We start from the raw sequence: 18,478 nt of genomic DNA on the forward strand, positions 1-18,478 counted from the left end.
TACACTACAAAGGATATTCATATTTCTAAATCTGTTATTAGTTTATTCATTAATTTTAAACATTGTTAAAGATTTACAATTAATTTTAATGTGTTTATAGTGTTGTCTGATAAAAATACTTTCACGAAATAAATTCCATCGCTTAACTTACTCGTGTCATAAACTATGTTAGATAATTTCTTGTCAGACTCTTGATGAAGCATTTTTCCAGACAAATCCCAAATTTCAAATTTTTCTATATTAGAGTTTGTCATTGATTCGATGGTTATAACATTTTCTGATGGATTTGGATAAATTCTAACGGTATTAAAATTGTTGTTTTTAATAGTCTCGTAGTTATTGTTACTTAAAGTTAAGGCATCAATTTCTGTAACATAAAGCTCTGTACCGCTAATATTATTTTTAGCACTAAAATATAAGTGGTTATCAGTAGCAGCCATTTCCTCTATTGCATTTTCATTTTCAAAATTTGGTCCATTTAGAATATTTATATCTAACTGCAATGGTGTATTTAGTTGATCATTAGTTATCCAGATTTTCTGCGGTATTAATTCGGCTAAATAAAGGAGATTATCATTGTAACATGTAAGATTTCTTATAGACAAAAAATCTGTGGTATCTGATCCAGTAATTTTTTCTGTGTTGGAGCCATCGGTTCTCCATAATTCCTGTTGGGAACTAGAGGAGTCATTTAAAAGAAAATAAAAATGGTTTCCGCAAATCAAACCATTAACAATGTCTCCATACCTCATGGTTTCATGAGTGCTAGAATCAAATAACAGCGTAGTGCCTTCTAAAGTTCCATCAGTTTTAACGAGTTTATTTTTGTTATCTGTCACAAAGTACACTTCGTTATTTGAGTTTGATTTAGTGCTTAGGTCAATTCCGTTAATTAAATCGTATAGAAAAATGGTGTTTTCTTGTGTACCATCTGTAGCATATAAATCTTCATTATAATAAATAAGTAATTTGTTGTTGATTCCAGAAAAAATCCCGGCATCGCGTAAAAAGGGGATTTCAATAATACCTTCTCGTGTTCCATCAGTTTTCCATACCCCTCTTTCATTTCCAGTTCCGAAACCACTATAGTAAATGTAACCATCCATAAGTGTAAAATTATCTGGATTGCCATCACTGTTGTAATCTCCAACATATAAATCATGTAATAAGTATGTACCTGTCTCTGTTCCATCACTTCTCCATAACTCAAAGCCGTGCACGCCGTCATCGGCAGAAAAGTATAGTATATCATTGATTACAGTAAACTTCTGAGTGTAGTTAAAGTTCCGCATACTACTTCCTTTACCAGTTCTTATATCTTTAACCATATAAGTTCCGCTTTCTGATCCATCACTTCTCCAAAGTTCGAAGCCATGGGTACTATCATTTGCACTAAAATATAAGACACCGTTTATTTCTCTAATGAATGTTCTGTCATCCATAAAATTATAGCCTGGAATAATGTTATTTATTAATTTCGTGCTATTAATTGTACCATCACTTCTATATAATTCATTACCATTTTTATTACCACGAGCTCTAAAAACTAAAGAGCCATTTAAATTTGAAAATCTAGATGGATTACTGCTATACGAATAATTCAAATCAGCAAAAAGGGAAGTGCCTTCAATTGTGCTGTCTGTTATCCATAATTCGTTGCCGTTAAGTTCATTTTTACCTGTAACTATCGTAGAATTATTGTACGTAATAAAGTTTGGTTCTAAATCAGAATTATTGCTGTCTTCAACGTTTGATAATTGAAATGTGCCACTTGGTGAACCGTCGCTAACCCATAATTTTTTATACGGCGAATTATCGCTGTTTATGAAAAATAGGAGTTTGTTATTTACCTTATCTAAATAAAATTTATTAACCTGTGAAGATAACGGTCCGATATTAATATCTTTGAATAAAACCGTTCCAGCTTCAGTTCCATCTGTTTTCCATATTTCTGTTCCATGAATATCATCATTTGCTAAAAAGTAGACTTCATTGTTAAATGTTATAAATGTGTTGTTGCTGTACGATAAACTAGGATAAATAGAATTATTAATATTTTTGATTAAAGTAGTGCCACTTTCAGTTCCGTCACTTTTCCATATTTCTGTCCCATTTGTTAAGTCGTTTGCTTCAAAAATTATATAATTGTTAGTTGTGCTGCCTTTTAGTGAATATGCGCTTGATCCATAACCTACTGTTATATCTTTTACCATCGTTGTTCCAGCCTCAGTACCATCACTTTTCCATAATTCATATCCATTAATACCATTGTTTGCAAAGAAGTAAAAGAAACCTTTTAAAGTTAAAAACTGATTTCCATTATCTAATCCAGAATAATTTTTATTAATGTTCTTTACTATCGTTGTTCCAGCTTCAGTTCCATCGCTTTTCCATAGTTCAATTCCATTTGTTCCATCATTTGCCGTGAAATAAATGTTATTATTAAAAATGAATAAATCATTTGGACTTCCATTACCGTTTGGGTTAATGTCTTTTATCATTACTGTTCCAGCTTCAGTTCCGTCGCTTTTCCATAATTCGTCGCCGTCAACATCATTAGTAGCAGTAAAAATTAATGTGCCATTATAATTTATTAAATTAGTGAGACCGTTGTAAGAACTGTTGTCTGAACGAATATCTTTTACCATCACAGTTCCTCCTTTAGTTCCGTCACTTTTCCATAATTCTGAACCATGAACTCCATCGTCTGCGGAGAAATAAAGAGTACTACCAATAACGATTAAAGACTTCGGGTTGGATGAGTATTGTCCTTTATTTATATCTTTAAACATCATAGTGCCCTCAGGAGTTCCATTTGAATACCATAATTCTCTTCCAAAGTTTTGAAAAGAGCCATTAGTAGCAGTAAAATAAAAACCATTTTTAAAAGCAACTAAGTTTTGAGGGTCACTATCATCATGAAAATTTAATTCTATTAGTGTAGCATCTATAGTCGTCTGGGCTGTAATAAGTTTTATTGCGAAAAATAGAACTAAAAGAGTAATGCTGTATTTCATATTTAGTTTGTTGTATTTTAATTTGTTGAGATGTTTTCAGCTTGTTTAATTATATTTTGTACTCTAATCCCAAACTAATAACAGATGATTTAATGTTATAGTTTCGTTCAATTAATCCGAAAAAGTATCTTGTGTTTACACTAATTTTTTCTGAAAAATTATAACCAACTCCAAAGGTCAATCCGAAATCAAATTTGTCATAATCAAAATCGGCAGATTCTATTGGTGTTTCAGAATCATCCGGAATTGGGTTTTTGGTAATATGTTCCTTTCTGTTTACGATGTACCCAAATTGCGGACCACCTTCAAGATAAAACTTGTTATTAATAAGGTATTGCGCAACAATAGGGAGGATAATTGTAGATTCATTAATATTTAATTCAAAGTCACCATATGTTGGAGGCGAGTATTCAGACTCCACAAATTCAAGATTTTTATTAGCAAATTTGGCGCCTTGCAAGGCAAAAATTAGTTCAGGTTGCACCCTAAAATCATTAGATATTTCAAAATTCACAAGTCCACCAACATAAAAACCAACTTTCCTGGCGTAATGAATATCTTTAATATAAGGAAATATATATCTGGGTGTGTAAGACGAATAATTAGCTCCGGCTTTAAACCCGATGGTTATTTCGGTGTTTTGCGCTTTTGCATTATAGCTGAAGACTAAAAGAAGACATGTTACTAAGAAGAGGTGTTTGTTCATTGTATTGTTTGTTTATTGGGCACAATTTTATCGGCTATAACTAGTTGCGAGGTGTTGTAGTTCATTTAGTTATTATGTGCAAAATTGAAAATCCTCGAGAAATAGCAGTTTCATATAACCAATTTAAAATTGAAATTTGTTTAATCAATATATGTTCGTTAAAGCGTTTTAATGAGTAATTATTATCTTTTTAGTAATAGATTTTGAATTATTTCTCAGCCTCAAGAGGTATACTCCAGAATTCAGATTTTCTGTTTCGATAATAATATTATGTTGTCCACTAGAATAATATTGATTAGAAATAACTTGAATGAGGTTACCTATAGAATCAAATAGATTTATCATATAATTATCTTGCTCTTTACTATAAAGCCCTATGGTAGCAATTTTATCTGCCGGATTAGGGAAAACTGAAACAGAAAAGTCTGTGTCTTTAATTAATTGGTTTTCTGTACTTAATGTGTTTGAAGCTTCACAAGTGGTTTGGAAGGAGCTAAAGTCAATTAACCCCAGTGAAGAGTCGTCTATCGCATGATAAATACCATCCTCAATTTCGCTTGAAACAGTTGTATGCCAATAATTATTAGTCAAATTCAGTCCAATTTGGTTTTCATGTTTGATATTGTACTGCGTATTATTGTAAATGCAATTGTTGAAAAAGCTATTTACGGGACTACCACTTTCTCCTTTTACTATAAATCCTATATTGTTATTGATTACAATATTATTCTTAACGATACTAGATGTGAATAATTTAATGTCAAGGGCAATGTTGTTATTTTCGAATAAATTTCCATCAATATTCGCACTGAAGCTAAATAGAGCAGTCCCTGTATTGCCTCTAAAAATATTGTTATTAATATATGTGTCAAAAGCATACCCAATTCCAATAGTGTTATTCTCAAAACTACAGTTTAACACTTCAGAATAATTAAGTGAATTAATTGCTGTGTCATTATTTTCGAAAATACAGTTATAAAAATTGTTTTCCTCCGAAGAGTCTACATCAATAGCTATATTGTTTTTATAAAATTTTGAGTTGCTTATGCTCCAAACCGGATCGGAGCCATAAACAATTGTTTCTTTAGTATCTACAGCTATCTTGGCATGTGAAATTTCTATAAATTCAAGTTTAGAGTTATCTAAGCTCGTACGATTAACAAATCTTAAACCTTTCCATATTCCAATAGTCGGATTCTGTGATGAAGATTTAAATATTATTTTATCCTTATTTGTACCAATAGCTTGCAAGTTTCCACCTCTTATTTCTAGTTCTTTTGAGTCATTAAATTCAACTAAAACACCAGGCTCAATAGTTAATTTGATGTTGTCAAAAAGTACTACGTTATCTGTTACCAAGTATGGACTTTTGTCTATAGACCAAGTAGTATCTGTAAAGATTCCTCCACTAACGGAAGTTTGAGCGTATAGTTGGTTAAATAATAAGATTGATAGAATAATTTTAAAAAAAGTCTTTTTTTTCATGTTGATTTTATGCTTTTCGAATATTCAAGCGCAAAGCATATGCGCCTAAACACTAATAGGTTTAAATAAGATTTTATTTAGTAGAAATAGTAATAAGCTTAGATTGATTCCAGTTCTCACCTTGAATTTTTAGAATGTAATTTCCGTTTGAAAGTGAAGAAACATCAAGCTTTATCTCTGAAGCCGTGTTCAAAGATTGCTCCAATACTTTTTTTCCATCCATAGTGAAAATCTGTAGCGTTTGGGCTTTTGGTGAGATTTGTTTTAAAAATAGGGTGTCATTCACCGGATTCGGATATATTATAAACCCATTTTCAGATGCGATATCGGTGTTGGATAGGGTTGAGGTTTCTTCAATACTAAAATTAGCATACAAAAGCGTTTCATCTCTAAGATCCGCTACGCTATTTAAACTTCTATAAATACCCCATTTCGGACGTACAAAAGAGGCTCCAGGTCTCCAGTTATTAATATTGTTATTGGTGTATGAAAATAGAGTGCTGTTATCACTAACTTTTTTAATAATAATATCATAAGTTCCCGCCGTACCGTATTCAATGGTTTCTGTAACCTCTAACCAAGTGCCAACAAGAGGAGATAAAGCTGTTTTCTTTACCGTAGTTTGCGAGTTTGTTTCGGCATAGCGTAACTCCAGTTGATCTGGATTGCCTTTGCGTGTGGTTAAGGTATACATAGGCATACTCTCCAACGAACCACCAACAGATTTTAATTGATGAATATGAGTGAAACTCGATGAAGATTGAAAGCCTTGTTCAAGTTTAAATTTCCATTTATAGATTACGGTTTCGCCTTCAATACCTAATAAATTATCAGGCGATTGGTCGTAAGTTTTAATTTCATTGCGTTGTCTGTCGTAATTGATACAACGGTCATTGTCTTCATTAGCATGAATATGAAAGCGAAACACGTAGCTGTTTAAAGTGTTATCAAAAACTTCATCTATATGATCGCCAAAGCTAGTATGACTGCAATCTGGAGTTTCTATAGGATTGTAGCCAGGAGCTAAAACCGATGTTATAAGGGCGTAGGTGTCTCCTGGGCCATCGGCATCCAGTACGACTTGTGCTTGGCCAAAAAGGGGAAGCATAACTAAGCTTAAAGAAATAAGTAGTTTCATGGTGTCTTTATTTGGTTGGTTTATGGGCGGCTAAAAATAGTTTAAAATATTTTATTCGACGTATTTTCTTATTAATCTTCAGTTAATTTTAATCATAATTTTACCTATTTCTTGTTTCTGTATAAAATGTGTTATTTTTATAGGGCTATGAAAGATAAAAAGACACTAAAAAAGGGTTTCATATTTAAAAGTTATGAAGCACCTTATCAGTCACCTTTTGATAAACTCTTTGAAATTTTCAAGGAGCTTATTACACATACTTCTGGTGATTTTGACGAAGCCATTGATTGGTTGAGGGAGTTAGATGTCGAATACAAACTAACAACACCCGATTATACCATAGATGATTTTATTGAAGACCTTAAAAAGAAAGGCTATATCCGTGAGGAAATTAAATCCGATGGTAAAGGCGGTACAGCCATTACAGCTAAAACCGAACGTGCCATTAGGCAGCAAGCGTTAAATCATATTTTCGGAAAAATAAAGCGTAGCGGACAAGGAAATCATAAAAGTAAAAGTTCGGGCGCTGGCGATGAACATACGGGCGATTTTAGAAACTATCAATTTGGAGATGCTCTAGATAAGGTGTCTATGACTGAAAGTTTGAAAAATGCTCAGATAAGTCATGGCATAGGTGATTTTACCCTGTCGGAAGACGATTTAGTAGTTGAAGAAACCATGCATAAGTCACAAATGAGTACCGTGCTTATGATTGATATAAGCCACAGTATGATTTTGTATGGTGAAGATCGTATTACCCCAGCAAAAAGAGTAGCCATGGCTTTAGCAGAATTAATTACCACACGCTACCCGAAAGACACGCTCGATATTTTGGTTTTTGGAAACGATGCATGGCAAATTGAAATAAAAGACTTGCCGTATCTGAAAGTTGGACCGTACCATACCAACACTGTTGCAGGACTGCAATTGGCTATGGATTTACTCCGCAGAAAGCGAAACACCAACAAGCAAATTTTTATGATAACCGATGGGAAACCCAGTTGCTTAAGACTTCCCGATGGAGAATATTATAAAAACAGTATGGGATTAGATGCGCATATCGTTAATAAATGCTATGCCATGGCACAACAAGCCAGACGTTTGCATATTCCTATAACGACTTTCATGATTGCTAAAGATGCCTATTTAATGCAATTTGTTCGTGAGTTTACTTATGCGAATCAAGGCAAAGCGTTTTACACGGGTATTAAAGGCTTGGGAGAAATGATTTTTGAAGATTACGAAACCAATAGGAAGAAAAGGATTAGGGGGAGTTGAAAAATTAACAATGAAAAATTAAAAGTTAATAATGAAAAGTTGACAACAAACTTTATGCGGTGTGTTATTCAGCTTTGAAACTCTGATACTTTGTTTCTTTGATACTTTACATTTCTGAAACTCTAGCTTTAGATGATATGTCAACTACCAGTTACCAAAAATCAACAACCAGTAATCAATAATAAATAGTCAATTTCAATTTTAGTATGAATATAAAAACACTAGGGGAGCTTAAAGCTTCTGGATATCAAAGTAAATCTATAAAAGACGAATTAAGAACGAATTTAATTCAGAAAATAAAAAATAAAGAAACCACATTTGAAGGAGTTCATGGTTATGAGCATACTGTAATTCCAGAGTTGGAACGTGCTATCTTATCACGTCACAATATTAATTTGTTGGGTTTACGAGGACAAGCAAAAACACGATTGGCGCGTTTGATGCTAAATTTATTGGACGAGTATATACCATACGTTGAAGGTTCTGAGATTAACGACGATCCGTTGCAACCTATTTCGAGATTTGCTGTGGAACTTATTAAAGAAAAAGGAGACGATACGCCAATCGCTTGGTTACATCGAAGCGAACGATTTGCTGAAAAACTAGCAACACCAGATGTTACGGTAGCCGATATTATTGGTGACGTCGATCCTATTAAAGCGGCGAATTTAAAGTTAAGCTACGCCGACGATCGCGTGATTCACTACGGGATGATTCCTAGAGCCAATCGCTGTATTTTTGTAATTAACGAATTGCCCGATTTACAAGCGCGTATCCAAGTAGCACTTTTTAATATTTTGCAAGAGGGCGATATTCAAATTCGAGGTTTTAAATTACGATTACCCTTAGATATTCAGTTTTTGTTTACAGCAAATCCAGAAGATTACACCAATAGAGGTAGTATTGTAACCCCGTTAAAAGATCGAATAGGATCGCAAATTTTAACCCATTATCCAGTAAATATCGAAACGGCTAGGCAAATTACAGAGCAGGAAGCCAAGCTCGTAGAAGCTCAGAAATCTATGGTTTTAGTACCTGATTTGGCAAGAGATTTATTAGAACAAATCGTATTTGAAGCCCGTGAGAACGATTATATCGATGCTAAAAGTGGGGTAAGTGCCCGTTTAAGTATTACCGCTTTAGAAAATTTACTGAGTACGGCCGAGCGTCGAGCCTTATTAGCTGGCGACGACCAAACCATGGTACGCTTATCCGATTTTGTTGGTATCATCCCGTCTATTACAGGGAAAGTGGAGTTGGTTTACGAAGGGGAACAGGAAGGTGCAGCACTTGTAGCTTATAATTTAATAGGAGAGGCCGTTAAAAGTTTGTTTGTCGAGTATTTTCCTAAAATTGAAAAACTTAAAAAGCAAGATGATGAAAGCGATTATGATGATATTGTCTCTTGGTTTTTCAACCAAAAGGAAGGTTTTGAGCTGTTAGACGATGCTAAGGATAAAGAATATCAACGATTACTGGGCGCTATCACACCTTTAGACGATCTGCTAGCAAAGCATCAACCTAATTTAGCACAAGAAGACAGTTATTTTGTAAAGGAGTTTGTACTGTGGGCGCTTGTAGAATTTAAAGAACTAAGTAAACACCGCTTTACGGAAGGGATTCAATTTAAGGATCCTTATGGCAGTTTTATAAGTGGAATCTAAGGTTTTTCTGGGCTATTTTCATATTCATGGAATAAATAGCATATATTTTTAAATATTTATTTTGAGGTATGTAATATTTTTATTTCAGTAAAAATAAAATGGACAGTTCATATCCAATTCGATAAAGGACGGTTTAGTGGCTTTTTTTGCGTAAATTAAGCCAATAACCATGTTTTTTTGCTTGTTTTTAGTAAAATTCAATCGAAAATTCACAAAAACCGTCTTTTTAAAATATGGATACAAACCCTGTTGAAAAGAGCCCCATTAAGCTCTTGTCTTTTGATATTGACAATACGTTAATAGATTTTCATACCTACAAAAGTAACTTTCGTAAAATTTGGAAAAAACACAAGCCCTCTAACGAGGTTTTACTTACCTACAATACCGGTCGCCTTATCGACGATGTTTTAAATCTTATTAAAACTAAGGTTTTACCAGAACCCGATTATATCATTTCTGGCGTTGGAACACACATTTACAACTATAATACAAAAAGTGTCGTTAAAGAATTTAATGATATTCTAGATGATGGCTGGAACTTAGATGCTGTAGAAAAAGTCATAAAAGGGATCACACAGCCCATTAGCGATCAGCCTTCTAAATTTCAACATGCCTATAAACGAAGTTACTTCTTTCACGATGCCACCCCAGCGCTTATAGAAAGTATTGAGCAGGATTTTGTAAATGCGAATATGGATATTAATGTGGTATATTCTGGTGAAAGATATTTAGATATTCTACCAAAATGGGCCAATAAAGGCAATGCCTTGCAATGGTTATTACGAAATTTAAGCATTGACCCGTGCGACGTTATTGTTGCTGGTGATAGTGGTAACGATTCCGCCATGTTCGACTTAAAAGATATTAAAGGAATTGTGGTTGCTAATGCTCATGAAGAGTTATACACGTATACCAAACATCGTAAAGTGTATCATTCCGAAAAGGAACAAGGCGATGGTATTATTGAAGGATTGATCTTTTATGGAGTCCTGCCAGAGAAAGCAAATGCCGATATGAATATTGATCATTCCGATGATTTTTTTATTCAACAGGAGTTAAATCAAATCGCTGCGGAAGATGAAAATGAGAAGATAGCCCTAATCAAAGAAGGCTATGATAAAGCTGTTGAAGCCTTAAAGAAAAACATCACACCTTTAGGTTTTTCTGCTTGCTCGATTGTTGATAATGTTGCCCATGGTACCGACGAGAATTATTATAGTGTTTGGGCTCGTGATGGGGCTATAACCGTGATTGGTTCGCTGCCTTTAATACACGATGAAGAGATCCATAATTGTCAGAGACAAACCCTTCTAACTTTATTTGAACATATTTCTAGAAATGGACAAATTCCTTCCAATGTACGTATCAAAGATAATGTGCCGGATTACTCAGGCGTAGGCGGCATTTGCTCTATCGATTCTGGTATTTGGGTGATTATTGCGTTTTATGAATACGTAAATGTGACTAAGGATATCGAATTTCTTAGAACGCATATTGAAGATATTAAAAGAACCATGATTTGGTTGGGCGCGCATGATAGTAATAATGATGCGCTTCTAGAAATTCCTGAAGCTGGCGACTGGACCGATCTTTTTGGTAGAAGTTATAACATCCTTTACGATGAAATTCTGTGGTATCGTGCCAATGTTTGTTTTGGTCGTATGTTAGAAATGTTAGGTGATTCCGAACAAGCAGGGGAGTACATCCGCTGGTCGCAGGTCATAAAAAAGGAAATCGTTCAAAATTTCTGGCCTTCAACAAAACAGCAAATGTTTAATTCGGTGTCTTTTGCCGAAAAGCAATTTACCCTTGGAGATACCTCTTATCTTATTGCACAAACAACGCCGTTCGATTTTAGCTGGCGCTGTGATACGCTCGGAAATATTTTAGCCTTTTTACACGGTACCGTCGATGCTGAAAAAGCCCATCAAACCTTCCGTTTTATGCTAGGAGTAGGGGTAAACGATCCTTTTCCTGTGGCTAATGTGTATCCCGTTGTGATGCCAGGCGATCCGGATTGGCGTCCTTACTACACTGTTAATTTATTGAATTTACCTAACCATTATCACAATGGTGGTATTTGGCCTTTTGTAGGCGGATTTTGGGTGAAGTTTGTTAATAAACTCGGTCAGCGTGAAGTTGCAATTTCCGAATTGCACAAACTCGCTTTAATCAATAAAGAAGGCATTAATAACGAATGGGAATTTACCGAATGGGCACACGGTACCACAGGGCAACCTATGGGGAAAGCCTATCAAGCTTGGTCGGCAGCGCAGTACATTTCTGCTTGCCATGATTTAAAAATAATATCAAATAACTAAATATAAATACGATGAAGTCAATATTAATGATCTCGCTGCACGGTTATGTAGCAGCAAACCCAGAATTAGGAAAACCAGATACAGGCGGACAAGTAGTTTATGTTTTAGAACTCGCTGATCGTTTTAGTAGACTAGGAAGGACCGTGGATTTAGTTACCCGTCAATTTGAAGACCAACCAGAATACGACCATGTAGATGATAATTTTAGCGTTTGGCGTATCCCTTTCGGTGGAAAAAAATTCATTAGAAAGGAAGATATGCACGATCACCTCAAAAAGTTTGTTACCAATACTTTGGCGGCGATACAAAAGGAACGTAAAAAGTATGATATTGTATACTCACATTATTGGGATGCTGGATGGGCAGGACAAAAAATTGCTGAAGAACTAGGTATTTCACACGTGCACACACCACACTCATTAGGGTGGTGGAAACAACACACTATGGGTAGTGATATGGATGAAAAGGAGATGGAGAAAACCTACCGTTTCAAAGAGCGTATTCGTAAGGAATATTTTGTATATCAAATGTGTAATTATGTGATTGCAACTACCTTACCTCAGGTAGATTTACTAACACAGCAATACGATGTGTTACCTCGAAATTGTGGTATGATTCCTCCTGGTATAGATGAAAATCGTTTTTACCCGGTGCCTACCAAGGAAAATGATAAAATTCGATTAAAATATGATATCCATCCCACGGATATTTTAGCCCTAGGAAGAATGGCACACAATAAAGGGTACGATTTACTTATTCAGGCCTTGCCAACTGTTTTTGAACTCTGTCCGGAAGCCCGATTGGTAGCTGCCGTTGGTGGTGATTCGGAGCAGGATAAGCTAGGTGTTGAAAAACTTCAAAAATTAGCAAATGAGCTAGGGGTTGCCGATAAAATTAAATGGAAAAACTATATCGCCGATGAAGATTTAGCGAATGTATATCGTTCGGCAAATATTTTTGCTATGCCTTCACGATACGAGCCTTTTGGTATGGTGGCTATTGAAGCTATGGCCTGCGGAACGCCAAGTGTTGTAACAGTTCACGGTGGTTTATATGATTTAATCGATTTTGGTAACCAAGCCCTTTTTGCCGATCCGCACCGCCCTATAGAATTTGGAGCCATGTTGTCTATGCCGTTATTGTATCCGAATTTAAGAAACGAGTTGTCGGTAGAAGGTGCACGATTTGCACGTCGTAATTTTGGGTGGACAGGTATTGCCAAGCGTATTTTAGAGATATTTAAAAACTCTATAAATCAGCGTACTATGGAGTCTAATATTTATTAAGATTTTTATAAGTTAGTTTTAGTTTGAAATAAAATAATTCATGAAATTTAATTCTAAAAAAATATAATATGGCTCATATTGTTTGTTTTGGAGAGGTGCTTTGGGATGTTTTTCCTGAGCATAAAAAAATAGGCGGAGCACCTTTAAATGTGGCCTTACGTTTGGCCTCGTTTAATCATGATGTGAATATGATTAGTGCTGTTGGTCAAGACGAATTGGGTGCTTTGATATTGAATTATTTAGAAGAACATCACATCAATAAAAATCATGTACAAGCTCTAGAAGATTATAAAACAGGAGAGGTTCAGGTAGTTTTGAATGCAAAAGGATCGGCGAGTTACACGATTGAACATCCGCGTGCCTGGGATAAAATTAGTTTGACACAAGCGGCTAAATTAGCGGTGCAAGATGCTGATGCTTTTGTGTTTGGTAGTCTGGCCGCTCGCGATGCCGTATCTAAACAAACCCTTTTTAATTTACTTGAAGTAGAAGAGACGTATAAAATATTCGATCTTAATTTAAGACCTCCTTTTTATAACAAAGAGCTCTTAGTTTATTTAATGCATAAAGCCGATTTTATCAAATTTAATGATGATGAGCTTTTTGAAGTGGCTGCTTTTATGGGATCTAAATTCAATGGTTTAGAGCAAAATTTACACTTTATAGCCGAAAACACCAAAACCAAGCATATTTGTGTCACAAAGGGATCTCATGGCGCGGTGTTGCTTTACGATGACGACTTATATTATAATAGTGGTTACCAAATAAAGGTGGCTGATACCGTTGGGGCCGGCGATTCTTTTTTAGCGTCTTTGATAAGTCAGTTATTAAACGGAATAACGCCTCAAATAGCCATTAATTTTGCAAGTGCCGTTGGCGCCTTAGTAGCTCAGCGTGAAGGGGCAAATCCTAAATTATCAACTTTTGACATTGAAACGTTTATAAACCCAAAAGGGTAGCTGAGGTTTTGGTTTAGTTACTTGTATTTGTTAGGTTGAGCCTATCGAAAACCTAATTATAAAAGCTGTTCTCGCATCAACCTGAATTTATTTCAGGTTCTCGTTATCATCATTATAGAGTTTCAAAGTATCGAGATATTTCGACCAGCTCCATACAACATAGATTTTTAAATCACATTATAGCACAAAGTAAAAAGCCCAGAACTAAGTTCTGGGCTTTCAAATATATGTTTAACTCGTTATCGTTAATTACTTGATTTCAACAAGCTCTAAATCGAAAGTTAAATCTTGACCAGCTAATGGGTGATTGGCATCAACAACGATGTAATCATCATGAACTTCGGCAACTCTAAATTGTACTTCGCGTCCTTCAGGATCCTTAGAGGCTAATCCCATACCAACTTCAGGAGCCATTTCTGGTGGTAATTGCTCTTTTTTAACATCGTAAAACAACTCTTGTCTCACCTCACCATAAGCTTCAGCAACAGGAATATTAATTGTTTTTTTCTCGTTTACTTTCATGTCAATCATACCTTTTTCAAAACCAGGAATAAGCATCCCTTGACCTAGAGTAATTTCTAGAGGCTCTCTTTCTAAAGAACTGTCAAAAACTTGACCATTTCCTAATTTTCCTGTGTAATGAACTTTTACGGTATCATTTTCTTTTACTTGACTCATAAATATTAATGTTTACTGTTTTAATAAATCGAAAGGCAAAACTACAATTTATGAATTTAAACTTATGGTTTTATACGTTAAATACTGTTAATTTAGAGAGGTTTCAAAGTTGCAGAGTTATAAAGTTAGAAGTTAGAAAGTAAAAAAGTCACATAAAGGCATAGTTCCAAAGACGGAGTTACCTGTAGCTTACAGCTTATTGCTTAAGGTTTTAGAGTTTCAAAGCTCCAAAGTTTCAAAGATGGAATTACGTATAGCCAAGTGTCTATTTCTTCTGTGTGTATTCTATTGGAGTTTAGTTGTTAGGATGGTTTGTTGTGTAATACGATTCGTGATTATTTGAGCAATCTGTATCTTTTTTATGATTTTTATTTCCAGTTTCAAGACGAAGTACAACTTACCAAAAACCATAAACCTACCTCGGATGACGCACCGGAAATTCAATCACTTCAAGATTTTCAATTTTTCTTCCATCAATAGTAAATCGTAACATGGTTCGAACTTTGTGAAAACCGTGTTTCCCAACGGCACCAGGATTCATATGAATTAAATGACGTTTTTTGTCAGGCATCACTTTTAAAATATGCGAATGCCCGCAGATGAAAATTCGTGGCGGATTTTCATTAATACCATCAATAACACGGCTATTGTATTTGGGAGGGTAGCCTCCAATATGGGTGATCCAGACATCCACATCTTCACACATAAAACGGTTGTGTTCTGGGAATTCCACACGTACTTCGGCATCGTCAATATTACCATAAACCCCGCGTAAAGGCTTAATCTTTTTTATAGCATCGGTTACTTTTAAACTGCCTATGTCACCCGCATGCCAGACTTCATCAACTTGTTTTACATATTTTAAAATATCATCGTCAATGTAGCCATGGGTATCGGAAAGCAGTAGGATTTTAGTCATGAAAATCTTTTAATGTAGAATTAGGACGCATACTTCTTAAGAAGCATAAAACTGCCTATCTTTGTTGTTTGAACAAATGTATTAAAATTGAGATATTTTTTAGAACTTTCTTATAACGGAAAACCTTATCATGGTTGGCAAAATCAGCCCAATGCGATTTCAGTGCAAGAGGTTATAGAAAAGGCCTTAACAACCATTTTGGGAGAGAAAGTCTCCATTATGGGCGCCGGACGTACCGATGCTGGGGTACATGCCTCACAGATGTTTGCGCATTTTGATTCCCAAATGGCTTTCGAAAAAGGAAAGTTTCTTTATAAACTCAATTCTTATTTGCCATTGGATATCGCTATTCATGATATTTTTAGAGTTCATGATGAAGCGCACACACGTTTTGATGCGCTAAGCAGACAGTATTTATACCGTATTACGACCAAAAAAAATGTGTTTCAATTTGAGCAGAGTTATTTTGTAAAAAAACCTCTAGATGTAGATAAAATGAATGCCGCTTCAAGGATATTGTTCGACTATGAAGATTTTCAATGTTTTTCAAAAAGCAACACCGATGTGAAAACCTATAATTGTGAGATTATGAAAGCAGAGTGGTTTTACAAAGATGATGAACTTCATTTTGTTATTAAAGCGAATAGGTTTTTAAGAAATATGGTACGCGCTATTGTTGGAACCATGGTGAATATCGGTTTAGGGAAAATAGCGGTGGAAGAGATGCATAGCATCATCCAATCGAAAAGCAGGAGTGAAGCTGGATTCTCTGTGCCTGCCCATGCTTTATTTTTAACACATATTGAGTATCCTGAAGATATAAAGAAATAAATGAGTAAACCAAAAGAAAATATTTTCGACTTCGCACTTTTTAAGCGGCTTTTTGATTATATAAAGCCTTATAAATTGGTGTTTTATAGTCTTGTTGTTTTAGTGATTTTATTGGCTGCTTTTAGTGCTGCTACGCCATATTTAACCAAATACGCTATAGATAATAGCATCACCACTAGAGAGGAAAAGGACTTTCTGTTCTATATCGTGATTATGCTTGGTATTCTTGTGGTGTCTACGGTTTTTCAGTTGCTTTTTATTTATTATGCGACTTGGTTGGGACAAAATTTGGTGGTCGATGTGCGTATTAAGTTGTTCAATCACTTGCTGCGTTTTAAAATGAAGTATTACGATAATTCTTCGGTAGGGGTTTTAATTACAAGAGCTGTAACCGATATGGAACGTATTGCCGATATATTTGGTCAAGGGCTTTTTATGATTGTTCGCGACCTCCTTACCATGGCCGTGGTTTTTGGTGTCATGGTCTATTTGAATTTAAAATTGAGTTTGATTGTTTTTGCGATGCTACCGCTTTTACTATATGCAACCCGCCTTTTTCAGAAATACATGAAAAAAGCTTTCGAAGAGGTGCGTACCGAAGTGTCGAACCTAAATTCTTTTGTTCAGGAGCGTTTAACAGGGATGAAAATTCTTCAATTATTCACCAGAGAAAATATTGAATACGATAATTTTAAAGCCATTAATGAGCGTCATAAAAAGGGATGGCTTAAAACCGTTTGGTATAACTCCATTTTCTTTCCGATTGCAGATTTGTCTGCTTCGATAACCATTGGTTTAGTCGCTTGGTATGGCGGTTTAAATGTGGTTTTAAATGAAGGCGGTGTTTCTCAAGGTGATCTGGTAGCTTTTATCATGTTTATCCCGATGCTTTTTAGACCCTTGCGTCAGATTGCAGATAAGTTTAACACCCTGCAAATGGGAATGGTTGCTGCAAATAGAGTGTTTAAAGTGATAGATACCACGTCTCAAATTGATGACCATGGTACTTACATTGCTGAAAATTTTGAAGGAGCCATTTCTTTTGATAAGGTTTACTTTAATTATGTTGAGGATGAAACCGTTTTAAAAGGCATTTCCTTTGATGTTGAAGCAGGGGAAACCATAGCCATTGTTGGTGCTACCGGAGCAGGGAAATCTACCATTATAAATTTACTAAGTCGTTTTTATGAAATTAAGTCAGGTAAGATTACGGTAGACGGCATTGATATTAAAGATGTGACTTTAGCCTCTTTACGTACCCAAATAGCGGTGGTTTTACAAGATGTGTTTTTGTTTGCCGATACGATCATGAATAACATCACACTAAATCATCCTGAGATTACCGAAGCGCAAGTCTATCAGGCAGCTAAAGATATAGGGATTCACGATTTTATTATGTCCTTGCCAAACGGCTACCAATATAATGTGAAAGAAAGAGGAGTGATGCTTTCTTCCGGACAACGGCAATTAATTTCATTTTTAAGAGCTTACGTTACGAACCCGAGTATTTTGGTTCTGGATGAAGCAACTTCTTCGGTAGATTCTTATTCAGAACAACTTATTCAAAATGCCACTGATAAAATTACCAAAGGGCGTACGTCTATTGTGATTGCACACCGATTAGCAACCATTCAAAAGGCCGATCAGATTATTGTGATGGACGCTGGCGAAATTGTAGAAAAAGGCACACACGACGAACTTCTTAAAAAGGAAAATGGCTACTATAAAAACTTGTATGAAGTACAATTTTTAAAGGAGCATGTGGCTTAGAGGTGTCGATGAGACTTGGGATTCAGCAGACAAGTACTTGTAGTTGAAAAAATATGTCCTTGCTTTTACTTCTCCTCCAATTTTAATTTCAATTCTTGAATTTCAGCATCTTTGTCTTTAACAGACATTTGAAAATATTTTAAACTGGTAATTAAATAAACAAGGACTAATAAGTTCCTGATTTCAGGGGATTGATACGCTGTTAAGAAATCGAATTGGCTTGCTAATCATAAAAATCCAAATAATAAGATTGAAACAGTAGAGGTGATTTTAAGTGCTTTTTTCATTTTTAGGGGTTTTTGGTATATTTTACAATGGTTTTTTGTTTGACTTGTGGGTTGGTTTCTGGTCTAAAGTTAACAAATAAATCACAGGTTGAAAGTCCGTGAGGACTTACACAATTAGGCTATAACGAGCAATGAATTA

The 18,478-nt window shown here is 35.1% G+C and carries 13 protein-coding genes; 7 read left to right on the forward strand and 6 right to left on the reverse strand.

The window, feature by feature from the left end; all coding sequences use genetic code 11:
- Positions 1-65 precede the first annotated feature (65 nt).
- The 4 genes from A6I66_RS15040 to A6I66_RS15055 all read right to left on the reverse strand — a co-directional run bounded on the left by A6I66_RS15040 (position 66) and on the right by A6I66_RS15055 (position 6,346).
- Positions 66-3,017: an ELWxxDGT repeat protein gene (locus A6I66_RS15040; protein WP_067151256.1), complete on the reverse strand. Its 2,952-nt coding sequence runs from the start codon at positions 3,015-3,017 to the stop codon at positions 66-68.
- A 49-nt stretch (positions 3,018-3,066) separates the two neighbouring features.
- Complete coding sequence (locus tag A6I66_RS15045) at positions 3,067-3,723, reverse strand: porin family protein (RefSeq protein ID WP_067151259.1); 657 nt, start codon at positions 3,721-3,723, stop codon at positions 3,067-3,069.
- Positions 3,724-3,891: 168 nt separating this feature from the next.
- Positions 3,892-5,082 carry a T9SS type A sorting domain-containing protein gene (locus A6I66_RS15050; RefSeq protein WP_169815743.1) on the reverse strand — a complete coding sequence of 397 codons (1,191 nt, stop codon included), beginning with the start codon at positions 5,080-5,082 and terminating at the stop codon, positions 3,892-3,894.
- Positions 5,083-5,281: 199 nt separating this feature from the next.
- Complete coding sequence (locus A6I66_RS15055) at positions 5,282-6,346, reverse strand: T9SS type A sorting domain-containing protein (protein WP_067151264.1); 1,065 nt, start codon at positions 6,344-6,346, stop codon at positions 5,282-5,284.
- A 147-nt stretch (positions 6,347-6,493) separates the two neighbouring features.
- Between A6I66_RS15055 and A6I66_RS15060 the strand changes: the two genes are divergently transcribed.
- From A6I66_RS15060 to A6I66_RS15080, 5 genes are all read left to right on the forward strand, one after another.
- Entirely contained in the window at positions 6,494-7,624 is a 1,131-nt protein-coding gene (locus A6I66_RS15060; RefSeq protein ID WP_067151393.1) for a vWA domain-containing protein, read from the forward strand.
- 206 nt (positions 7,625-7,830) lie between these two features.
- The gene (locus A6I66_RS15065) at positions 7,831-9,288 is read left to right on the forward strand and encodes a MoxR family ATPase (protein ID WP_067151267.1); all 1,458 of its coding nucleotides are present in this window, start codon (positions 7,831-7,833) and stop codon (positions 9,286-9,288) included.
- A 233-nt stretch (positions 9,289-9,521) separates the two neighbouring features.
- Positions 9,522-11,609 carry an HAD-IIB family hydrolase gene (locus tag A6I66_RS15070; RefSeq protein WP_067151270.1) on the forward strand — a complete coding sequence of 696 codons (2,088 nt, stop codon included), beginning with the start codon at positions 9,522-9,524 and terminating at the stop codon, positions 11,607-11,609.
- A gap of 11 nt (positions 11,610-11,620) precedes the next feature.
- Positions 11,621-12,895 (forward strand): glycosyltransferase, encoded by a 1,275-nt coding sequence (locus tag A6I66_RS15075; protein WP_067151273.1) that lies wholly within the window; start codon positions 11,621-11,623, stop codon positions 12,893-12,895.
- Between the two features lie 68 nt (positions 12,896-12,963).
- Entirely contained in the window at positions 12,964-13,854 is an 891-nt protein-coding gene (locus tag A6I66_RS15080; protein WP_067151276.1) for a carbohydrate kinase family protein, read from the forward strand.
- A 249-nt stretch (positions 13,855-14,103) separates the two neighbouring features.
- Here A6I66_RS15080 and A6I66_RS15085 read toward each other — a convergent pair whose 3' ends face one another.
- Entirely contained in the window at positions 14,104-14,532 is a 429-nt protein-coding gene (locus A6I66_RS15085) for an FKBP-type peptidyl-prolyl cis-trans isomerase (protein ID WP_067151279.1), read from the reverse strand.
- A 415-nt stretch (positions 14,533-14,947) separates the two neighbouring features.
- Positions 14,948-15,451: a metallophosphoesterase family protein gene (locus A6I66_RS15090; protein ID WP_067151282.1), complete on the reverse strand. Its 504-nt coding sequence runs from the start codon at positions 15,449-15,451 to the stop codon at positions 14,948-14,950.
- A gap of 87 nt (positions 15,452-15,538) precedes the next feature.
- On the opposite strand from A6I66_RS15090, the gene truA reads away from it, so the two are divergent.
- Both truA and A6I66_RS15100 read left to right on the forward strand, forming a co-directional pair.
- Entirely contained in the window at positions 15,539-16,282 is a 744-nt protein-coding gene (gene truA / locus A6I66_RS15095; protein ID WP_067151285.1) for a tRNA pseudouridine(38-40) synthase TruA, read from the forward strand.
- Positions 16,283-18,052 carry an ABC transporter ATP-binding protein gene (locus A6I66_RS15100; RefSeq protein ID WP_067151288.1) on the forward strand — a complete coding sequence of 590 codons (1,770 nt, stop codon included), beginning with the start codon at positions 16,283-16,285 and terminating at the stop codon, positions 18,050-18,052.
- Positions 18,053-18,478 lie beyond the last annotated feature (426 nt).

Source organism: Pseudotamlana agarivorans (assembly GCF_001642835.1).
In the GTDB taxonomy this organism is placed as follows: Bacteria; Bacteroidota; Bacteroidia; order Flavobacteriales; family Flavobacteriaceae; genus Pseudotamlana; species Pseudotamlana agarivorans.